Below are 16,896 nucleotides of genomic sequence, written 5' to 3' on the forward strand. Positions count from 1 at the left end.
CCGTTATTAACGGAAATTTAGAATTTTTTTTAAACCATGGAAAAAGTAAATCACTTCAGAAACTATCGCGAGAGAAGAAAACTCACCCGAATCGAACTATCAGAAAAATTGAATATTCCTCGTTCTGCCATAGAACTTTTGGAATCAGAAGATTGGATCCGATCCAAGTTTGATTATGTCGTTTTGGTCGCTAAAGAACTGGGACTGTCTCTGATTGATCTCATTCGGCAAGAATTTGATTATGATTTAGAAAAAGAATTTTTCAACGAAGAAGAATTTGAAGAGATCGTAGCTCGTTATGCCAATGCAAGGGTTACCTTGATTCTTTCAGAACTCAAACTGTTTTGTAGAAATGCCAAAGTACGGTTGGATGATTTTGATATTACTGAATTTTCATTTTCTATGGGGAACCTTCATAAACTCATCACTCTTAACCAAAGGTTAGAACGTGGTGAAATTTCTCAAAAGGATGCTCTGGTCGAATTTCCACCTAAATGGGGAAAGTTCAGTAACAGAACCAAATAATAACTTTCGAAGATTCAAATTTACAAAAGGAAACCGATTCTTTCTGTAAACTAAACTTGCGGCTTAAACCACAAGTTCGTCTTCTCCCGCACGAGCCACAACGATCTCGCCTGCTTCTTCCAGTTTACGAATGATGTTTACAATTTTTTGCTGCGCATCTTCCACATCTTTCAAACGAACCGGACCCATAAAGTCCATATCTTCCCGAAGTAGATTGGCCGCACGTTTGGACATGTTTTTAAAGATTTTATCTTGCACTTCGGAATCTACCGACTTTAATGCTTTCGCCAAATCGGTGTTATCTACCTCACGCATAACCTTTTGAATCGCGCGGTCATCCAGTAAGACGATATCTTCGAATACGAACATCCGTTTTTTGATCTCTTCGGCAAGTTCTGGGTCTTCTTCTTCCAGAGCTTCGATGATGGTTTTTTCCGTTCCCCGGTCTACCAAGTTCAAAATTTCTACCACCGAATCGATACCACCCGCAGAAGTATAATCTTCGGAAGCGAGAGTGGACAGTTTACGTTCGAGAACTCGTTCTACCTCGCGCAGTACGTCCGGTGATACCCGGTCCATGGTTGCAATTCGTTTGGCCACTTCCGCTTGGATTTGGTGCGGTAAGTTCGAGAGAATATTGGATGCTTTTTGAGGATCCAAATAAGATAAAATAAGGGCGATGGTCTGCGGATGTTCCCCCTGGATAAAGTTGAGGAGGTGGGCCGGGTCAGTTCTACGAATGAAGTCGAATGGCCTTACCTGTAAGGACGAGGTCAACCGGTTGATGATATCGATGGCTTTCTGGTTTCCGAGAGCTTTTTCGAGAAGTCCACGCGCAAAGTCAATACCACCATTGGTGATAAATTCCTGAGCCATCATGAGTTCATTGAACTCAACGAGTACTTTTTCTTTGTCTTCTGGAGTGATTTTATCTAAACGAGCAATTTCAAACGTGATTTGTTCAATCTCGTCTTCACGGAGATGTTTGAAGATTTCAGATGCCACATCGTTTCCAACAGCAACCAAAAAGATGGCGGCCTTTTGTCTTCCTGTGAGCGATGGCTTCTTATTGATCATACTTCGTCCCGAAATCCGTACTACTTAGTTTATCGGCCTGGTCTCTAAAAAACAATGAGATTTATTCTCTCAGAAATTTTGCTTCGTTTAGCGATTCGAAACCAAACAAAATCGAGATAAATGGATTCAAATTCGAGAATTTCATTTAAACTTTTTTATGTTGACCGGTCTATTATTTATTTTACCAATGGTGTATGGGCAGAAAAGGTGGAACCACAAAACAACGGATGATTGAAGTGATGGCCGAGCTTTTAGAAACAGGTGGGTATGGGGCGAGTGGACTGAGTGAGCTCGGGAAAGAAACCAATACACCCAAGGGTTCTCTCTACTTTCACTTTCCAGGTGGGAAAGAGGAATTGACGAGTTTTGCTCTCCTCCATTCTGGCAGTGAATTGAATTCGTTTTTTCAATCAGTATTGGCAGAAACAAATTCGCCTGTTGAGGCCGTAAAACAAGTGTTCCACTTATTAGAGGAACGAATTGTTTCGAGTGATTACAAAAAGGGATGTCCCATTGCCACAACCGCGATGGAAACTTCCGGTTCTGTTCCTATGGTTTCGGATGCCTGCACACAAGTTTATTCCCTATGGTTAGGGACATTTGAAACCTATCTAGTAGGAAAGGGTTATACTTCTCGTGTCTCTAAAAATCTTTCTCTCTCGCTACTTTCATTGTGGGAAGGGGCTTTATTGCTTTCCAAACTCCAAAAGTCTCCCGAGCCACTCCGTGTGGCTGCGAAAACCGCCGAATCACTCTTCAAACAAGATTAATTTTTTATAAAGGATACCCATTGAATATGAAACTCTCATCAAAATCTTTGATTGCCACAAGCTTAATCATTGTCCCACTTTTTCTCTTCCTTCTCTATTTTCTCGGATACCCCAATGAAAATATCACAGCTACATACTTGGCACAAAAAGAAAATAACGCCCTCATCCCCAAACCAAAAGGAAAATCACCTCTTGTATTTTCGATTCTGAAAACAGGAGAGGCAAAAACATTAGAAACATTTGTGATTGAAGGTGGATCTTTACTTAAGGTAGTCACCGTGGCCCACTCAGGATTTTACATCCAACATCCTAAAGGAAATTTTTTATTTGATACCGGACTTGGAACCAAAATCAAAGAACAGTTCCAAGTTTTTCCTTTGTATTTAAAATTACTTATGGATTACCAATTGTTAGCGCCAGCAAAAGAACAATTAGAATCCAATGGAATCAAAATCGAATCCATCCAAGATGTTTTTTTCTCGCACCTCCACTGGGACCATGCCAGTGGACTCAAAGACTTTCCTTTGGCAAAAATACATTCTTTAGCTAATGAATTAAACGATCCCAAAATTGAATTTGGTTATATTTCGTCCCAGTTTGATGGGGATTCTATCCATTGGAAACCTATACAATTCACTAAGCAACCTTATGCGTCTTATGCGAAGAGTTTGGATTGGTTCGGGGACGGAACGGCCATCTTTGTTCCTATGAAAGGCCATAGTGAAGGTTCCGTTGGTTTATTTTTACATACAGAAAATGGAAAAACCTACTTTTTAACAGGTGACATTGTCTGGAGAAAGGAAGGTTTTCTGGACAAAAAACACAAACCAAGAGGTGCCCGATGGATTGTGGATTTTGACACGGTCTCGCTCGGCGAAGAAATTTCTCGGGTCCATGAAATTTTAAAAATGAATCCTGAGTTAGAAATCATCCCAGCCCATGACAATGATGTACAATCTCCGCTAGGATTTTTTCCGCAAGTGGTTGGTAAAAAATAAAATGATTCATTGGTTTTTAGTTCCTTGCCAATGAGTCTTTATGCCAAAGCAGAAAGTTCCAATGGAATCTTTCCTAAAATAGAATGAAAAACTTAATCCTTGATTTTTTCCTATGTTTACTTACGATTGTAAGTTTTCTTTTTTATTTCACGCAAAAAGTGGGGTTATTTTTATTATATGGGATTCTTTTCTTAGGATTTGTTTCCCTCTTCCGAATTGGATGGATACTATACAGAATGATTGGTAGAAGAAAACAAAACCTTTCCTTCTATATTTTATCGATACTATCACTCCTCATGAATGCAATCAATGGTTTCTGTTTATTTTTTATCTTTCTATTGGCTTTAGGATTTACTGGCTCTCATTAGCTCGAAAAAAAATTTTAGAAATTTGGACAAAATCTTTATTCCAATGGTTTTTCTATCGTTCGGTTCTTTTGCGAAAGGAGAGATTTGATTCCTTTGAGTGAAAGTTCCAATCGTTCTAATTCTTGGTACAAACTGTCCTGATTTTCTTGAATTGTTTCGTGATAAAGATGGGCCTTTCCTACCAATTGGTGGTAGTCTAAAGAAAGTTGGTGGAGGGCAGACTCCCAAGTTTTTGGTTGGATCCGTCTTTTGTTCCAATAAATCTTTTTTCCCAAACGATAAAGAATTTGAAACAATCCAATTGCATGTAACGGGACTAAAATATAGAACGAAACAAAGATAACTCTGGTATAAGAAACTTCTTTTCCAAACAATCCCGAAAAATAGATCCAAAGTGCTGAGAGTAACAAAACTGCAATGGTAAGATTGGCCTTCGGAGTTTTGGGAGAAACTGAATTGAAAATGGAAAGGAGGATGACAGAAAAGATGAGTAAGAGGAGAACTTCCCAAGGGACTAAAGTAAAAAACAAATCCCAAAACTTTTGAAAATTCTCCCAACTGGTTTTGATCTGGTTGATGGTAGTTTGGATTTCTAGAATTTGGTTTTGGATTTTTTGAAAGAAGTCTGTGATCGCCGACATGAAGCAAATACTAACCAAAATCCAAAATCATGCAAGTGGTTTCTTTACCAAATTCTTAGCACCGAAAACCACAAGAAACCTGCTCATTTTATATTCGCTTATCGCCATTCCCTTTTTCATTTACCATGAATCCCATTTGCCTTGGCACTACATTTTTGCCCTATGTATTGTTTCTCTGATTGTTGGATTATTTATTACTTATGCCAGTCTGTATGTCATCCAACGATATTGGGCAGAAACATTTCATCCTTTTATTGAGCTAGGTGTTGTTGTTATTTTTATTTTTGCCCTCTGGTTAACAGAAATTTTGGTGTTTGAAGCCGGAACTGTTTTTTTGTTTTTGTTTATCGCCATAACTTTTCTCATTCGTGTTTTGCGTATCGAAGAGTATGCACGTCTGTTAGTTGCGGCCTGCCTAATTGCAAGCAATGCACTGATTGCCTTCAAGGCTTTACAAGGGGCAGAAGTCTTATCCGCCTATCTCCTTTTCAAAAACAAATACCAAATTGAAGAAAAAAATCTGAACGGCTGGATTGTGACAGACAACAACCAATATTGGAATGAAGAACTCCAATTGGGATTTACTCTTCCAGAAGGATTTTATTTTTTTAAACCAGAAGACTTAACCATGGAAAACAAAACTGGCGCTGGTCAAATTGCAGGCCTTCTTGCTTTCAGTGACCATGATGCGGAACGTTATCCATTTGTTCGTATCTTTTACTTTCCGGATTATTTAGGTTTTCAAGAAGAACAAGCCATCTCGGAGTTTTCTGAATTCCTTAAGATACAAGTAAGTAAAGGTGATATTGAAGACATCCAGGAAATCCAACAAAAGGAATTAGAACCCTTTGTTCTTACATCCAAGTTTTGGACATTTTATGATCTACTACGTCCTCGTTATGCGAAAACAGGCTTTATCCTTGTGGAAACACCAAATCACGATAAACTTTTGTTACACATTACTGAAAATTTAGAAAAGGGCGAAATTCACGAACAAGGGATTCGTGAATTCTTATCCTCAATCCGATTCGGCAATCGACTGCAAAGCAATTAAAGAGAGCGGGTCTACCAAGGTGTCATTTACCTTAGCACCCAAATGGAGGTGAGGTCCAGTAGACATTCCTGTCGAACCAACAGTTCCAATCTCTTGGCCTTGTTTCACCGCATCACCCACTTTGACTTTGATTTCATCTTGATGCATATAAAAAGAAAATATCTTATTCCCGTGATCTACGATTGTAAAATTACCTTCATAGTAAGTTTTACGTGCTAAAACGACCACACCATCTTGGATCGCATATACAGGAGTTCCTGATTTTCCTCGAAAGTCAACACCGCCATGAGGCCGACCTTGTTTATTATTATAGTCTCGCCTAACATAAAATTTGCTGGTAATAAAAATCTTTTCCAAAGGATTTTTGAAATTACCAAGAAATTGTAAACGACTTTGTTTCGAAAAAGCGACTTCTTTTGCTGTTTTACATTCTTGGATAAAATCTAATGTTTCTTTCGGAAGTTCTTTGGTAACAAATTTCTCATCAACCTTGATTTGTTGGTTTTTTTTGATTACTTGGAACTTTGTTGGTTCGAGAATGATTTGGTATTGTTTTTGTCCCCGTTTGACAAAAAAGATTTTAGATACAATTTCGAGAGTCATCGCACCCGCTGGTGTGTCTGGAGAAATGGGCAAAAAAGCAATCATACTCTTTTCCCTTTTGGTTAGAATCACATCTTTACCTAACCAACTGACTTTGTAGGATTCGTTGATCCATTTTTTATCTTTCGGAGTCAGACGTAAAAAAATCACCTCTCCTCTTCCGAATCTCCTGGCTTCCATAAGTAAGGAAAAATTCTTTTCCTCTTTCTTTACAAAGTAATTAGAAGGATTTGCTCGAGTTGGTTTTTTTTTGACCTCACGAGATTCAGCAGGTACCGCACGTACAAAAGATAAAATTAGGATCAATAAGGATAATAACCGTATCATCTCTTTAAATTTCGGCTATTTTGTTTTTGCGGATTCGTTAAATTTTTGAACGAAGACAACAAAATCTTCAGCCGGAAGCGGTTTGCTATAAAGATAACCTTGGATCATATGACATCCCAAATCATGTAACAAATCCCTTTGGGCGACGTTCTCCACGCCTTCGGCAATGACTTCCATTCCCAAAGAATGGGCCATATTGATAATGGCCTTACAAATAGCTCTATCATCCTCATTTAATTCCAAATCAATTACAAAGGAACGATCAATTTTTAAAACATCAGCGTTGATTTTTTTAAGATAACTTAAAGAACTATAACCTGTCCCAAAGTCATCGATTGAAACTTTAATGCCGAGTCCTGATAAATATTCGAATGCTTCAATACTTTTCTCTGGGTTTTCCATGATAGAACTTTCAGTGAGTTCTAATTCAATTTCTTCAGGATTGATATTATACTGAAGAATTGTCGACTGAACTCTATGTGACCAATTAGCGCGCGCTAGTTGCTTTCCGCTCACGTTAATACTCACGGGAAATGTAGGAAGATTTTGTTCTTTCCAATCTTTTTTGAGTCGACAGGCCTCTTCTAGAACCCAATCGCCAATCCTTTCAATGATCCCAGAATCTTCAGCAACAGGAATAAATTCTACTGGCGGGACCCATCCTCTCTCAGGATGTTTCCAACGAATGAGTGCTTCGGCTCCACATACTTGGTTGGTGATAGTGGAGATTTTTGGTTGAAAAAAAAGTACGAGCTCCTCATTTTGAATGGCCTTTCGCAAAGAATTTTCTATGTACAATCGTTTTTCAGAGCGAAGGATAAGTTCGTTAGTGTAGAATTTATAATTGTTTCTACCTAATTCCTTTGCTTTGTACATGGCCATATCTGCGTTCTTTAAAAGTTCAGAAGAGGATACGCCATCATTTGGGGAAAGAGCAATTCCCATGCTAATCGTAGTAAACAAGTCCCGACCCATGATATGAAAAGGTTGGCTTAAGATATCTAGAATCTTTTGGGCAAATTCAGCGGCCGCACTTTTGCTGGGGACATCCACTTTTAAAATAGCAAACTCATCGCCACCAAAACGTGCTACAGTATCTACTTCTGTCATAACACGTTTTAATCTTGCACCCACCATCTGCAAAAGAATGTCACCTTTTGTATGGCCCAAACTATCGTTAATAAACTTAAAATTATCTATATCAAAAAAATAGAATGCTAGTAAAGTCTCTGTTGATTTATGATTTTTTAAAGCTTGGTTCGCATGATCAATAAATAATGTGCGATTGGAAAGACCTGTCAGCGCATCATAATAAGCTAAGTAAGTAATTCTTTCTTCAGACAGTTTTCTTTCAGTAATATCAACGCCGAAACTAATAAATCTTTTTTGGTCTGTTTCTGCATCATCAATTGGAATGTATTTTCTTAATAGATAAGTGACCTTGTCATTACTATCTTGAATGAGTTCTTCAAACTGAACAATTTCGTTTTCTTTGGCAGCAATTTCTAAATATTTTTTTCGTTTCTCATGAAAATCAGCTGGGAGTTCCAACCTTTCCGCCAAATCCACATCAGTTTTTTTAAATAACCATTTTCGTAGTTCTTTATCAGACAAAAATACTGGGTTCGTGTATTCATACTGAAAATTTGCATTTAATACAGCAATGTCAGAATCTAGATTATCTAAAATAAATTCATAATAAGCCTTTTGATTTTTTACTTGTTCTTGTGACCTCTTCCTTTCGGTGATATCGCGAAATGTGGCCCAAATCGCCATTTTGCCGTTTACGGGAAATAAGCGGAAAGAAGATTCTGTCGGAATCAATTGGCCTGATTTTGTTTTTAAAGCAGTACTTTCGATTAAGTTTCCTTCAAACGCTTCATCCTCATCCACTTCCACGGGAGGCATAAAGAATGAAAATTCTTTGCCTACAATTTCTTCCAATGGGTAATCCAATACAACTACTGCTTGTTTATTTGCGTTGATGATCTGTTTGGTGCCAGGATCGATCTGCATTAAAATGTCTAATGACTCCTCAAAGACATTTTGAAGTACGATTACTTTTTCTCTGATTTTGTCATAAGCGATGGAACGATTCATATCTTCTATCAATCGCTCCGCAAAGTTTAGTACTAAATCTAAGATACCCACTGTATAAATTTGTTCAGTGAGGTGTAGATAGGTAGGATGAGCGGCCCTAGAAAGTTCAGTCGGTGTTAATGGTGCTATCGAAAGCAAAATATACGGTGATTCAGGAAACTCTTCAAAAATAAATTTTTGTTTTTCTAAAACTTTTGGATCATTCCAAAAAAAGAATACTGCAGATTCTTGTATTGTGCCTGGTTTGATATCTAAGATGGAATGAAAGCTATGAACATTACAAGTTTCAATGTTTGTTATGTCACGTAGAATGCGATTGTAAAAATCATGATCAAACTCTTCAATATAGATAGTGATGTGTTTGAGTGACATGACCTAGGCATAGTAGACGAAAAATCCTTTTCCTTACAATTGATTTTTTTGATGATCAATTTGTATCTATTGTACCTACCAAGCACTGATTAGAATGAAAATAATATGACCAATAGTAAGACATTCCCGAGATATCTGTCATGATTCTGTCAGTGTTCGAAAAAAAAGGCAAAACCATAAAATGAATTTGATTCTCATTACCAGTCCGCAACGTTGGATAAAAATGACCGAGGTTCTATGAAATCCCTTCAAAATAAGACAAAATTACTGATCGTTTTGAGTTTGGTGGCTGGACTTACCTTCCAGTGTGAAAAGAAAGAAGAGGAAGACATGACTCCCCTCTTGGCTCTGGCTGCTTTGACAACTTCTGCCGGTGACTGCTCAGTTTCGACAGCAGGAAAATCCACAATCAACACTTGGACGACAGACGTTACCGGAACTACTAGTGGCACAATCTCTAAATTAGGATCTGTTCCTATCGTTGCACACTCAACAGCTGCGATTAAATTGACTGCTGATGGAACAACTTCCCTTGCTGTGACTGGTAGTGCTTTTATCATCGTTTATAAAACGAGTGCTTGCCCACTAGCGACATCAAACCTTGCAGTTCGTACAACCGACTATTCGATAACTGGCGGAGCTGATTCAGCAAGTGAGTTTCCTGAATCTTGGAAAATTACGAATCAAACAGCGACAATTACTCTTAACGGTTCTAACGGATACTATGTTTTCTTATACGCGATTCCTAGAAATGGGCAATCAGCTGGCGTAACATATACATTCAATCAGTAACAGTGATTCGATTCCTTAGCATTGGTTGTTTTCTATTACTAACAAGTTTTTGTGCAAGGCAAGAAAGTGCCTTGTCGGACCAAGAACTTTTTGTAAACCAATTGGTCACCAACTTGATCAATGCTGGAAATCCCAATGCTTTGGATAAAATTGTATTTTCCAGAGCCAATGGTGATGGCAGTTATACCACCAGGTTCAATGCGACCAATTTAGATTTTTATATTTACTTTCAATTTGAAGGGAATAAACAAATCCCTTTTTCAGAAAAAGATTCCCTAACCTGGGACATTGCATTTAACAGATACAAGGCGGCAACAAATTCGGGCGAAACGAATCGTTTCGGACTTGGTGGTGCTTGTAAAAGTAATACTACTGATTTTGGAGTAGCAAGTTCTACTTCTGCGGCAAGCCAAGGATGTAACACATTTACAGTCGATGTTGCAACCACCACCCAAGGAATTGGGGGAGCGGGAGCGGTGTATGTCGGGAATGCAATCGTTACCGAATGGTACTTTTACACCATTGGAAATTTAACTCCAAAACCTGACATCTTCCTCATTCGTTCTGGAACAGGACTTTCTACTTACGCAATTCATATCGAAAATTATTATAGTGATGCGGGAACTTCTGGTTATCCGACCATCCGATGGAAAAAACTTCCCTAATGCATTCTTTCATTCAGTTTCTTCTCCCTATCCTTTGTCTTTTTCTACTTTTTATTGGTGAGGTTCATTCCCAAACACGCCCTCGTGAAACGGGAAAAAAGGCCAAAACTGTAGAACAAACACCTAACACGACTACAAACCCACCTCCGGTATCAACAGAAACAAGTCCTAAAGATCTAAATTCCCAAAACACAGAAACCACAACTCCTACGGCTCCCATAGAAGAGGGAAATAAAGAAGAAACAAGCTCGGAAGAAGTCGACAGGTTCAAAGATTTGGATAACAAAAACGGCATTGTAGTCACTGGTTCTCGTGGGGAACGACGGCTGAAAGATTCCGCTGTAGCTACAGAAGTAATCTCTCGAAAACGAATCGAACAAACAGGGGCACGAAACTTGGGTGAGGTGCTCGATACTCAAATCGGGATCAATGTAACTCCATTTTTCGGAGGTTCCCAAGTGCAGATGCTTGGGCTTGATTCCAAATATGTACTATTTCTTGTGGATGGGCAACGTGTTGCCGGACGCTTGAACAATACAATTGACCTAACTCGCTTTAAAGTACAGAACATCGAACGGGTCGAAATCGTAAAAGGAAGTTCCTCTTCACTCTATGGTGCAGATGCCATTGGTGGTGTGATCAATATCATCACCAAACAGGCAGAAAAACCAGAACACTATCAATTCCGAACCACGTACGGTAACGGAAGGCAAACCAACTTTGGAACCCAGGGCGAAAAAAACATGATCGCCGATGTGGGTTTTAAAAATGATTTTGTTGCCACAAATTTTTTTGGTGGGTTCAACCAATCGGCTGCTTATGATTTAGATCCCAAAACGCCAGCTACTACTGGAAATGCATTCCAAGATAACAACGTCGGTGGGAATATGACCTTCAATCCTGATGGTCAATTTAAAGTAAAAACAGGAATCAATTATTTAAACCGTAACCAAGCAGGAGTTGATTCCAGAGCCAATGGTGGTGTTTTTGATAGAACTAATTTAACTAACGACTTTCTTGGCTTAGGTGCACTAGAATACACTTACGGAAAACGAAATATGGTTTCTTTACGTGGAAATTTTTCTCGTTGGGAAAACCACTATAAATTGGACCAAAGAAATTCTAATGAACTAGATGTAAAAGAACTTACGAACGAATTTTCATCCCAAGGTGTGGCTCAAATTGATCATGAAATCAATAAAGATCATATGGTCACTGCAGGGGTGGAATCTTATTCAGAAGAATTACAATCGGATCGTTTGCAAAGAAGAAATGCCTTCCGAACAAGAAGAGCTGTATTCATTCAAGATGAATGGGTGATCTGGCGCCAAGGCTTTGTTTGGCGGTTGGTTCCAGGAGTTCGCCACGATGTGGACTCCCAATTTGGTGGACAGACCACTCCTAAAATTGCAACCAAAGTAGATATCACAAGTAATCTTGTTTTTCGTGCGAGTTACGGAAAAGGATTTCGCCCCCCTTCTTTCCGTGAATTATACTTACGTTTTGAAAACCCTGGTGTCGGTTATGTTGTGGATGGAAACGACAAATTAAGACCAGAAAGATCTACGACTGTCAATGCAGACCTCGAATACACACCCTTTAAATTTTGGACACTTTCTCTCAGTGTCTTTCGCAATGATATCACTGATCTCATCCAATATAGTTTTGGGACTAGAACCAGTGAATTTGCCAATTTTCAATTAAAGAATGTTCAGAGGGCTTATACAAGAGGTGTGGAAGCGGGTTCCCGGGTTCGATTTCTCAAATATTTTGCTTTGGAATTGGGATACAACCAAACGGATACTCGTGATCTAACAACCGATAGACCCTTGGAAGGAAGAGCACTCCACCAAGGAACAATGAACTTTTTTGTAAACGCACCTGGTGGTTGGGAATTTGCACTACGTGCTAAACGTTTAGACAAACGGCCGTTTTATAGTACAACCAACGAATTTACTGCGGGAACTAGTACAGCTCTCATCGATCAACAAACCAAAAGCGTAGAAGAGAACAACAAGGTTGTGTATGGAAAACCATTCACCCTCTTAAACGTCAGGATGGAGAAAAAATTCTTTGATGGAAGGATGTCTTTGTTTTTAGGAGTAGACAACGTTCTAGACCAATACGAGCTTACATACAATCCTATACGTCCCAGGTTTTACTATGGTGGACTCCAAGCCACTTTTTGAATTCAAATTTCATAAAACAGCTTTTATTGTTTTTGTTCTTTATTGGCTCTCCGGGGTAGCTATCTACTCCGATGAATCAAAGTTAAATGTAAAACAATCGAAGGTTTTAAAGGAATCTTTTTCCTATTTGGAATCTCTCGAAACTAAACGAATCAAAATCGATAAATCTACATACAACCGTCTTACACAATTTGAATCTATTTTTAAGTTTGGATTTTCAGGAAAAAAACTTTCCCGTTGGATCCAATCTCGGATCAAAAAATACTCTTACGGATCCACTGGTGACTATATTGCGATGTATCATGATGGGGACGTATTGCTCGGCCGTGCTTTTTTTAGCCTAAACCGACTCGATCGAGTGCTTGTTTTATTACACGAAGCAAGACATGCCGATGGGAAAAATTACGGTCATGTGGTTTGTCCAGAGAACTTTCAGTTTCTCAATCCCCGCGATTGGAAAATCCATCCTGCCGGAAAAAAAGGATGTGACGATGTGCCTGATGGTGGTTACGGAATCACAGCTGCTTTTTTGTTTGAACTAGGTGCCTTTGGTTATCTCAACCAAACAGAAGCTGCCTATCGCTATAACTCGGAAATCTCTCGAGTGATTCGCGATTAATACAAACAGGCTTGTTTTAATTCAGGATCTTCCGCGATTTTCGACTTTAATCGTGATAAAATATTTTTTGATCGAGAAGTCGAGTCCGCATCTTTTGTTTTATCAAAGATAAAAGAATGTTTTTCTTTCATCAGTTTTGCTAATTCATTACTATGAGTGGGGCAACCAAACAAAGAAGCTATTGTACGAACCCTCTCACCTGTACCACGTGCAGTTTCCAATTCCAGTGGTTCTTCATTATACGTTACAAATACTTCTTGGGCTCGGTCCGCTCGGACAATTCCATCATTGGTGCAGTTAGAGGTTCCGGAAGTAATTCCAAAAGTTTGAGAAGACAAACTTCCATTGGTTGTAGCAGCAAGTACTTGCCCAATATCATTTCTCCAAACAGAAATCATAGAACCAAGCCCACAACCAGCCATACCATAAGGTTCTGCAGAAATGGCTCCAGAAGTCAGAAGAAAAAATAAACTAACAATAATTAATTGGATTTTATTAAAGAGTCGGAATCTACGGTTGAACATAGAAGCCTCCTTACTTAGATTGAAAATAAAGAATCAGAATTACGATCGATTTGTGGAAGTTGGTGGCCTTGTGCTAGAATTTCTCCCGACATAGAGAGAACAGCCCAGGTTTTTTCTTCTTTTGTTTTGGTTTGCATGGATTGGAGCATCGTATTTGTGAATGATTCCAATTTTTGATGAAGGACGGTATTTGGAAATGAGGATGGTTTCTTTTCTTGTGCTTCAGTCGATCTCATGCAATTTGTTTTCCCGGTTGTCTATAGGATCGGCGAGGGGGCCGGAATGACTAAAGTTTAAAAAAACGAAAAATACAGTCAAGGAAGAGACATAATTCCGAAGAGGAAAAATGAAAACTCCAACTTCTCCTTTTCCCGAACTATCGGAATGCCAAACTTGACCAAAAACCACCCATTACGAGGACGACTTTGCTTACCCCTCAAATCAATCTCTTCAAAAAATCCAATCCTATCCTAGCGCAGGTTGTGGCGAACATCCGTTTGACTCCCGAACCAGGGAAAGGAAAACGCCCAAGTAAAGAAGGGGATTCCGCAGTCCACCGAATCACCATAGCGATCGACCACAACACCTATCCCTATATGATCGGCCAAAGTGCTGGAATTATCCCCCCCGGTATTGATCCCGAAAAACAAGCCAAAGGATCAGCTGACCCGTCGTATACCATCCGTTTGTATTCCATCGCCTCACCATCGTTCAGTTTTGGCCAAACCAAGGACAATATCGAATTTGTGGTCAAAAGGGACAATGTGTACGATGAAAATGGAAATCTTGTCCATAAGGGTGTTTGTTCCAATTATCTTTGTGATTTAAAACCTGGTGATACGGTGACAATGACCGGACCTGCCGGTAAAAAGTTTTTACTTCCTCAAACCGATTTTTCCGGCGATATCTTCTTTTTTGCTACAGGAACGGGAATCAGTCCTTATTTCGGAATGGTGGAAGAGCTCCTTGTCCAAAAACTCAATCCCTTCCACGGAAATGTTTGGTTGGTTTATGGAGCTCCCTATTCCGATGAAATTGTTCTACGCGATTATTTTGAAGATATTGCAAAAAAACATTCCAACTTTCACTTCATAACTGCAATTAGCCGAGAGGAAAAAAACACTTTTGATGGCGGAAAGATGTACATCACTCACCGTGCAAAAGAAAATGCCGAAGCAATTAAAAATGCTGTCAATGGAAACGGTAAGTTTTATATTTGTGGCGGTCCGAAAGGAATGGAAAAAGGAGTCATACAAGAAATCATGTCTGCTTGCGGAACAGATCTTTCGTATGAGGATTTCAAAAAACACCTAGAGGAAAAAGAACAACTTTTTGTAGAGACATACTAACATGGCAAAAACAGGAATCATTCGAGACATCGACAAAGGTAGAGGAGAAGTCATCCGTGTGGAGATCTCCGAATACAAAGGCCAAACTTTTTTTAATATTAGAGTTTGGTATACCGATCCCAACGGCGAACTAAAACCCACTCAGAAAGGGATCGCCATTGCACCGACCCTTGTTGGTGAATTGAAAGAGGCCATCGAAGAAGCAGAACGTTGGTTAGCATAAACTAACTATTTTTTTGTATCTCCTTCGTTTGCATAAATAATCCTCTGTAATACGTCTTTGGCAGAGGAAAGGTTTTCTGCGACACGAATGTGGTTGTACAGCCGAGTGATTTCAAAAATCTTTTTTACGGAATCATGAATGTTGGCAACCACAAGCTCCCCCCCTCGACGGCGTAACCAACCCACAATTTGAATCACCATCCCAATCGCAGACGAATCAATATGCGAAGTATTGGCAAAATCAAAAACCATATACCTATATCCTTCTGACATTTTTTGTTCGATTAAAAGTTTGATTTCAGGGCATTTATACAAATCGATATCACCTACGGTGCGGTATTCAAAAATTTCATCATGAACGATTACGTCCTTCAAATCTAACTTTTCTGGACCTTTCATCATCATTTGGGAGTTCATAAACAGATGTTTATTTAAATCATCCGATTTGGTTGTAATTTTTGATTCCAAAACTTGCAAACGACCCAGAACCGATCCCAGTGCATTCGGAGCAAAATGTAGGTTGGTTTTTATATCTTGAATCAGACCAAATAACAAGGTTTTGGCGTCTTCTGTATGATCACGTTTAATGAAATCCGAAATTTCTTTGATTCCGAGAGTTGCATTGGCGATCAAAATTTCCACAAGAACATCGGGATCTTGTTTTCCTCGGTGGTTTCCTCTGGAAAAACGAAAGGATTCTTTTACTGATTCTAAGGCATTTTGTTGTAATAAATTATAATATGATACATTCACTTCACAAAATGGAGAGTCTGCTTGGTTTATACGGTCATCAATTTCCAAACGCAATACTAAATTACGAATATCGTCGGCTCTGAGATCACCTAACTGAAGATTGACTTTTTGTCTAGAAATAGTTTTGGAATCGCCCAAAAACTCATCAAATTCCTCTGCGATTTGGTGCGAGGTTTCAGATAAAACCTGTTTCAAACGAACACCCGGTGCCAATTGTAATTCTACATCAATTGCTTGTGCATACAAAGCACCAATGTCTCCAAATTCTTCGAAGAATATATCTGATGCTTTTTCCGGATTATCGATATAATGAAAATTCCCCCCACCAGCTTTTGCAATTTCCACAAGCATCTCTTCATTAAAATCATTTCCCACACCGATGGTTGTGGTGGAGATTCCCATTGCCAAATGGTCTGCTGCAATTTTAACTAATGCTTCTTTTTCCTTAATTCCCGAAGTGGGATTTCCATCAGTAAGTAACAAAACTCGTTTGTATGCGTTCGGAATTTTGGATTGGCTAAGACTTTTTAGAGCGGACAACCAACCGCCACTCAGATTGGTAGAAGTAGCTACTTGAATGTTCCTAATTTTATCGGTAACAGAAACTTTTTCTGTTAGGTGGGTCACCGGTTGGATGATTTGAACATCAGCTGAATAAGCAATGATTGTGACAGCATCATGTCTGGTAAGCCAATTGACCAAAGCACAGGAGGCCTCAATCACCGATTCCATTTTCTCCCCTTTCATGGACCAACTTTTGTCCACGGCAAGACCAATCACCAAAGGTTTTCGTTCATCAATCTTTGGGTTGGCAGGAGTTCGAAATCGAAGCAAAAGATGGTTTTCTTGTACCTCTTTTTCTTGAATCAAAGGAAATTCCAATTTGGCATCTACAAACATGACCATAAAATGAAATTCTGAATAAATGTTTTCGCAAGAACAATTTAA

18 protein-coding genes are annotated in these 16,896 nt (G+C 39.0%); 11 read left to right on the plus strand and 7 right to left on the minus strand.

Features of this window, described 5'->3' with window-relative positions:
* The first annotated feature begins 36 nt into the window (after positions 1–36).
* Positions 37–525 (plus strand): helix-turn-helix domain-containing protein, encoded by a 489-nt coding sequence (locus JWG40_RS14045; RefSeq protein ID WP_205286417.1) that lies wholly within the window; start codon positions 37–39, stop codon positions 523–525.
* Positions 526–588: 63 nt separating this feature from the next.
* Here JWG40_RS14045 and fliG read toward each other — a convergent pair whose 3' ends face one another.
* Positions 589–1,602, minus strand: coding sequence for a flagellar motor switch protein FliG (gene fliG, locus JWG40_RS14050; protein ID WP_015681495.1), 1,014 nt, complete (start codon positions 1,600–1,602; stop codon positions 589–591).
* 194 nt (positions 1,603–1,796) lie between these two features.
* On the opposite strand from fliG, the gene JWG40_RS14055 reads away from it, so the two are divergent.
* The 3 genes from JWG40_RS14055 to JWG40_RS14065 all read left to right on the plus strand — a co-directional run bounded on the left by JWG40_RS14055 (position 1,797) and on the right by JWG40_RS14065 (position 3,738).
* A complete protein-coding gene (locus JWG40_RS14055) occupies positions 1,797–2,372 on the plus strand; it encodes a TetR/AcrR family transcriptional regulator (protein ID WP_205286418.1) in 576 nt (191 codons plus the stop codon).
* Positions 2,373–2,398: 26 nt separating this feature from the next.
* Positions 2,399–3,370, plus strand: coding sequence for an MBL fold metallo-hydrolase (locus JWG40_RS14060; protein WP_205286419.1), 972 nt, complete (start codon positions 2,399–2,401; stop codon positions 3,368–3,370).
* An 83-nt stretch (positions 3,371–3,453) separates the two neighbouring features.
* Entirely contained in the window at positions 3,454–3,738 is a 285-nt protein-coding gene (locus JWG40_RS14065; protein WP_205286420.1) for a hypothetical protein, read from the plus strand.
* A 35-nt stretch (positions 3,739–3,773) separates the two neighbouring features.
* Here JWG40_RS14065 and JWG40_RS14070 read toward each other — a convergent pair whose 3' ends face one another.
* Positions 3,774–4,379: a hypothetical protein gene (locus JWG40_RS14070; protein ID WP_205286421.1), complete on the minus strand. Its 606-nt coding sequence runs from the start codon at positions 4,377–4,379 to the stop codon at positions 3,774–3,776.
* Here JWG40_RS14070 and JWG40_RS14075 point away from each other — a divergent pair.
* Positions 4,378–5,433, plus strand: coding sequence for a hypothetical protein (locus JWG40_RS14075; RefSeq protein ID WP_205286422.1), 1,056 nt, complete (start codon positions 4,378–4,380; stop codon positions 5,431–5,433). The genes JWG40_RS14070 and JWG40_RS14075 overlap by 2 nt on opposite strands.
* On the opposite strand, the gene JWG40_RS14080 is transcribed toward JWG40_RS14075, so the two are convergent.
* Positions 5,398–6,363 carry a M23 family metallopeptidase gene (locus JWG40_RS14080; RefSeq protein ID WP_205286423.1) on the minus strand — a complete coding sequence of 322 codons (966 nt, stop codon included), beginning with the start codon at positions 6,361–6,363 and terminating at the stop codon, positions 5,398–5,400. The two genes, JWG40_RS14075 and JWG40_RS14080, sit on opposite strands and share 36 nt — an antisense overlap.
* Before the next feature lie 15 nt (positions 6,364–6,378).
* The gene (locus JWG40_RS14085) at positions 6,379–8,835 is read right to left on the minus strand and encodes a sensor domain-containing protein (RefSeq protein WP_205286424.1); all 2,457 of its coding nucleotides are present in this window, start codon (positions 8,833–8,835) and stop codon (positions 6,379–6,381) included.
* Positions 8,836–9,072: 237 nt separating this feature from the next.
* Here JWG40_RS14085 and JWG40_RS14090 point away from each other — a divergent pair, with 237 nt between their 5' ends.
* From JWG40_RS14090 to JWG40_RS14105, 4 genes are all read left to right on the plus strand, one after another.
* Positions 9,073–9,627: an LIC20153 family lipoprotein gene (locus JWG40_RS14090; RefSeq protein WP_205286425.1), complete on the plus strand. Its 555-nt coding sequence runs from the start codon at positions 9,073–9,075 to the stop codon at positions 9,625–9,627.
* 71 nt (positions 9,628–9,698) lie between these two features.
* On the plus strand, positions 9,699–10,292 hold the full coding sequence (locus JWG40_RS14095) for an HmuY family protein (RefSeq protein ID WP_205286426.1): 594 nt from the start codon (positions 9,699–9,701) through the stop codon (positions 10,290–10,292).
* A complete protein-coding gene (locus JWG40_RS14100) occupies positions 10,292–12,481 on the plus strand; it encodes a TonB-dependent receptor plug domain-containing protein (protein ID WP_205286427.1) in 2,190 nt (729 codons plus the stop codon). The genes JWG40_RS14095 and JWG40_RS14100 overlap by 1 nt, the downstream gene beginning before the upstream one ends.
* Complete coding sequence (locus tag JWG40_RS14105; RefSeq protein ID WP_205286428.1) at positions 12,456–13,100, plus strand: hypothetical protein; 645 nt, start codon at positions 12,456–12,458, stop codon at positions 13,098–13,100. Before JWG40_RS14100 ends, JWG40_RS14105 begins: the two co-directional genes overlap by 26 nt.
* Here JWG40_RS14105 and JWG40_RS14110 read toward each other — a convergent pair.
* Both JWG40_RS14110 and JWG40_RS14115 read right to left on the minus strand, forming a co-directional pair.
* A complete protein-coding gene (locus tag JWG40_RS14110) occupies positions 13,097–13,624 on the minus strand; it encodes a DUF3015 domain-containing protein (RefSeq protein ID WP_205286429.1) in 528 nt (175 codons plus the stop codon). The genes JWG40_RS14105 and JWG40_RS14110 overlap by 4 nt on opposite strands.
* Before the next feature lie 14 nt (positions 13,625–13,638).
* The gene (locus JWG40_RS14115) at positions 13,639–13,860 is read right to left on the minus strand and encodes a hypothetical protein (RefSeq protein ID WP_205286430.1); all 222 of its coding nucleotides are present in this window, start codon (positions 13,858–13,860) and stop codon (positions 13,639–13,641) included.
* Positions 13,861–14,049: 189 nt separating this feature from the next.
* Here JWG40_RS14115 and JWG40_RS14120 point away from each other — a divergent pair, with 189 nt between their 5' ends.
* Both JWG40_RS14120 and JWG40_RS14125 read left to right on the plus strand, forming a co-directional pair.
* Complete coding sequence (locus tag JWG40_RS14120) at positions 14,050–14,973, plus strand: FAD-binding oxidoreductase (protein WP_205286431.1); 924 nt, start codon at positions 14,050–14,052, stop codon at positions 14,971–14,973.
* A 1-nt stretch (position 14,974) separates the two neighbouring features.
* A complete protein-coding gene (locus JWG40_RS14125; RefSeq protein ID WP_002972855.1) occupies positions 14,975–15,196 on the plus strand; it encodes a transcriptional coactivator p15/PC4 family protein in 222 nt (73 codons plus the stop codon).
* 5 nt (positions 15,197–15,201) lie between these two features.
* On the opposite strand, the gene JWG40_RS14130 is transcribed toward JWG40_RS14125, so the two are convergent.
* Entirely contained in the window at positions 15,202–16,854 is a 1,653-nt protein-coding gene (locus JWG40_RS14130; protein ID WP_205286432.1) for a VWA domain-containing protein, read from the minus strand.
* Positions 16,855–16,896: the final 42 nt, after the last annotated feature.

This window comes from Leptospira abararensis, from assembly GCF_016918735.1.
In the GTDB taxonomy this organism is placed as follows: Bacteria; Spirochaetota; Leptospiria; order Leptospirales; family Leptospiraceae; genus Leptospira_A; species Leptospira_A abararensis.

Bases quoted from the DNA above. Each gene is read 5' to 3' on its own strand.
- JWG40_RS14110 (WP_205286429.1), bottom strand. From the start codon at position 13,624: ATGTTCAACCGTAGATTCCGACTCTTTAATAAAATCCAATTAATTATT.
- JWG40_RS14080 (WP_205286423.1), bottom strand. From the start codon at position 6,363: ATGATACGGTTATTATCCTTATTGATCCTAATTTTATCTTTTGTACGT.
- JWG40_RS14060 (WP_205286419.1), top strand. From the start codon at position 2,399: ATGAAACTCTCATCAAAATCTTTGATTGCCACAAGCTTAATCATTGTC.
- JWG40_RS14105 (WP_205286428.1), top strand. From the start codon at position 12,456: ATGGTGGACTCCAAGCCACTTTTTGAATTCAAATTTCATAAAACAGCT.
- fliG (WP_015681495.1), bottom strand. From the start codon at position 1,602: ATGATCAATAAGAAGCCATCGCTCACAGGAAGACAAAAGGCCGCCATC.
- JWG40_RS14090 (WP_205286425.1), top strand. From the start codon at position 9,073: ATGAAATCCCTTCAAAATAAGACAAAATTACTGATCGTTTTGAGTTTG.
- JWG40_RS14115 (WP_205286430.1), bottom strand. From the start codon at position 13,860: ATGAGATCGACTGAAGCACAAGAAAAGAAACCATCCTCATTTCCAAAT.
- JWG40_RS14085 (WP_205286424.1), bottom strand. From the start codon at position 8,835: ATGTCACTCAAACACATCACTATCTATATTGAAGAGTTTGATCATGAT.
- JWG40_RS14055 (WP_205286418.1), top strand. From the start codon at position 1,797: ATGGGCAGAAAAGGTGGAACCACAAAACAACGGATGATTGAAGTGATG.
- JWG40_RS14045 (WP_205286417.1), top strand. From the start codon at position 37: ATGGAAAAAGTAAATCACTTCAGAAACTATCGCGAGAGAAGAAAACTC.
- JWG40_RS14070 (WP_205286421.1), bottom strand. From the start codon at position 4,379: ATGTCGGCGATCACAGACTTCTTTCAAAAAATCCAAAACCAAATTCTA.
- JWG40_RS14075 (WP_205286422.1), top strand. From the start codon at position 4,378: ATGAAGCAAATACTAACCAAAATCCAAAATCATGCAAGTGGTTTCTTT.
- JWG40_RS14125 (WP_002972855.1), top strand. From the start codon at position 14,975: ATGGCAAAAACAGGAATCATTCGAGACATCGACAAAGGTAGAGGAGAA.
- JWG40_RS14130 (WP_205286432.1), bottom strand. From the start codon at position 16,854: ATGGTCATGTTTGTAGATGCCAAATTGGAATTTCCTTTGATTCAAGAA.
- JWG40_RS14100 (WP_205286427.1), top strand. From the start codon at position 10,292: ATGCATTCTTTCATTCAGTTTCTTCTCCCTATCCTTTGTCTTTTTCTA.
- JWG40_RS14065 (WP_205286420.1), top strand. From the start codon at position 3,454: ATGAAAAACTTAATCCTTGATTTTTTCCTATGTTTACTTACGATTGTA.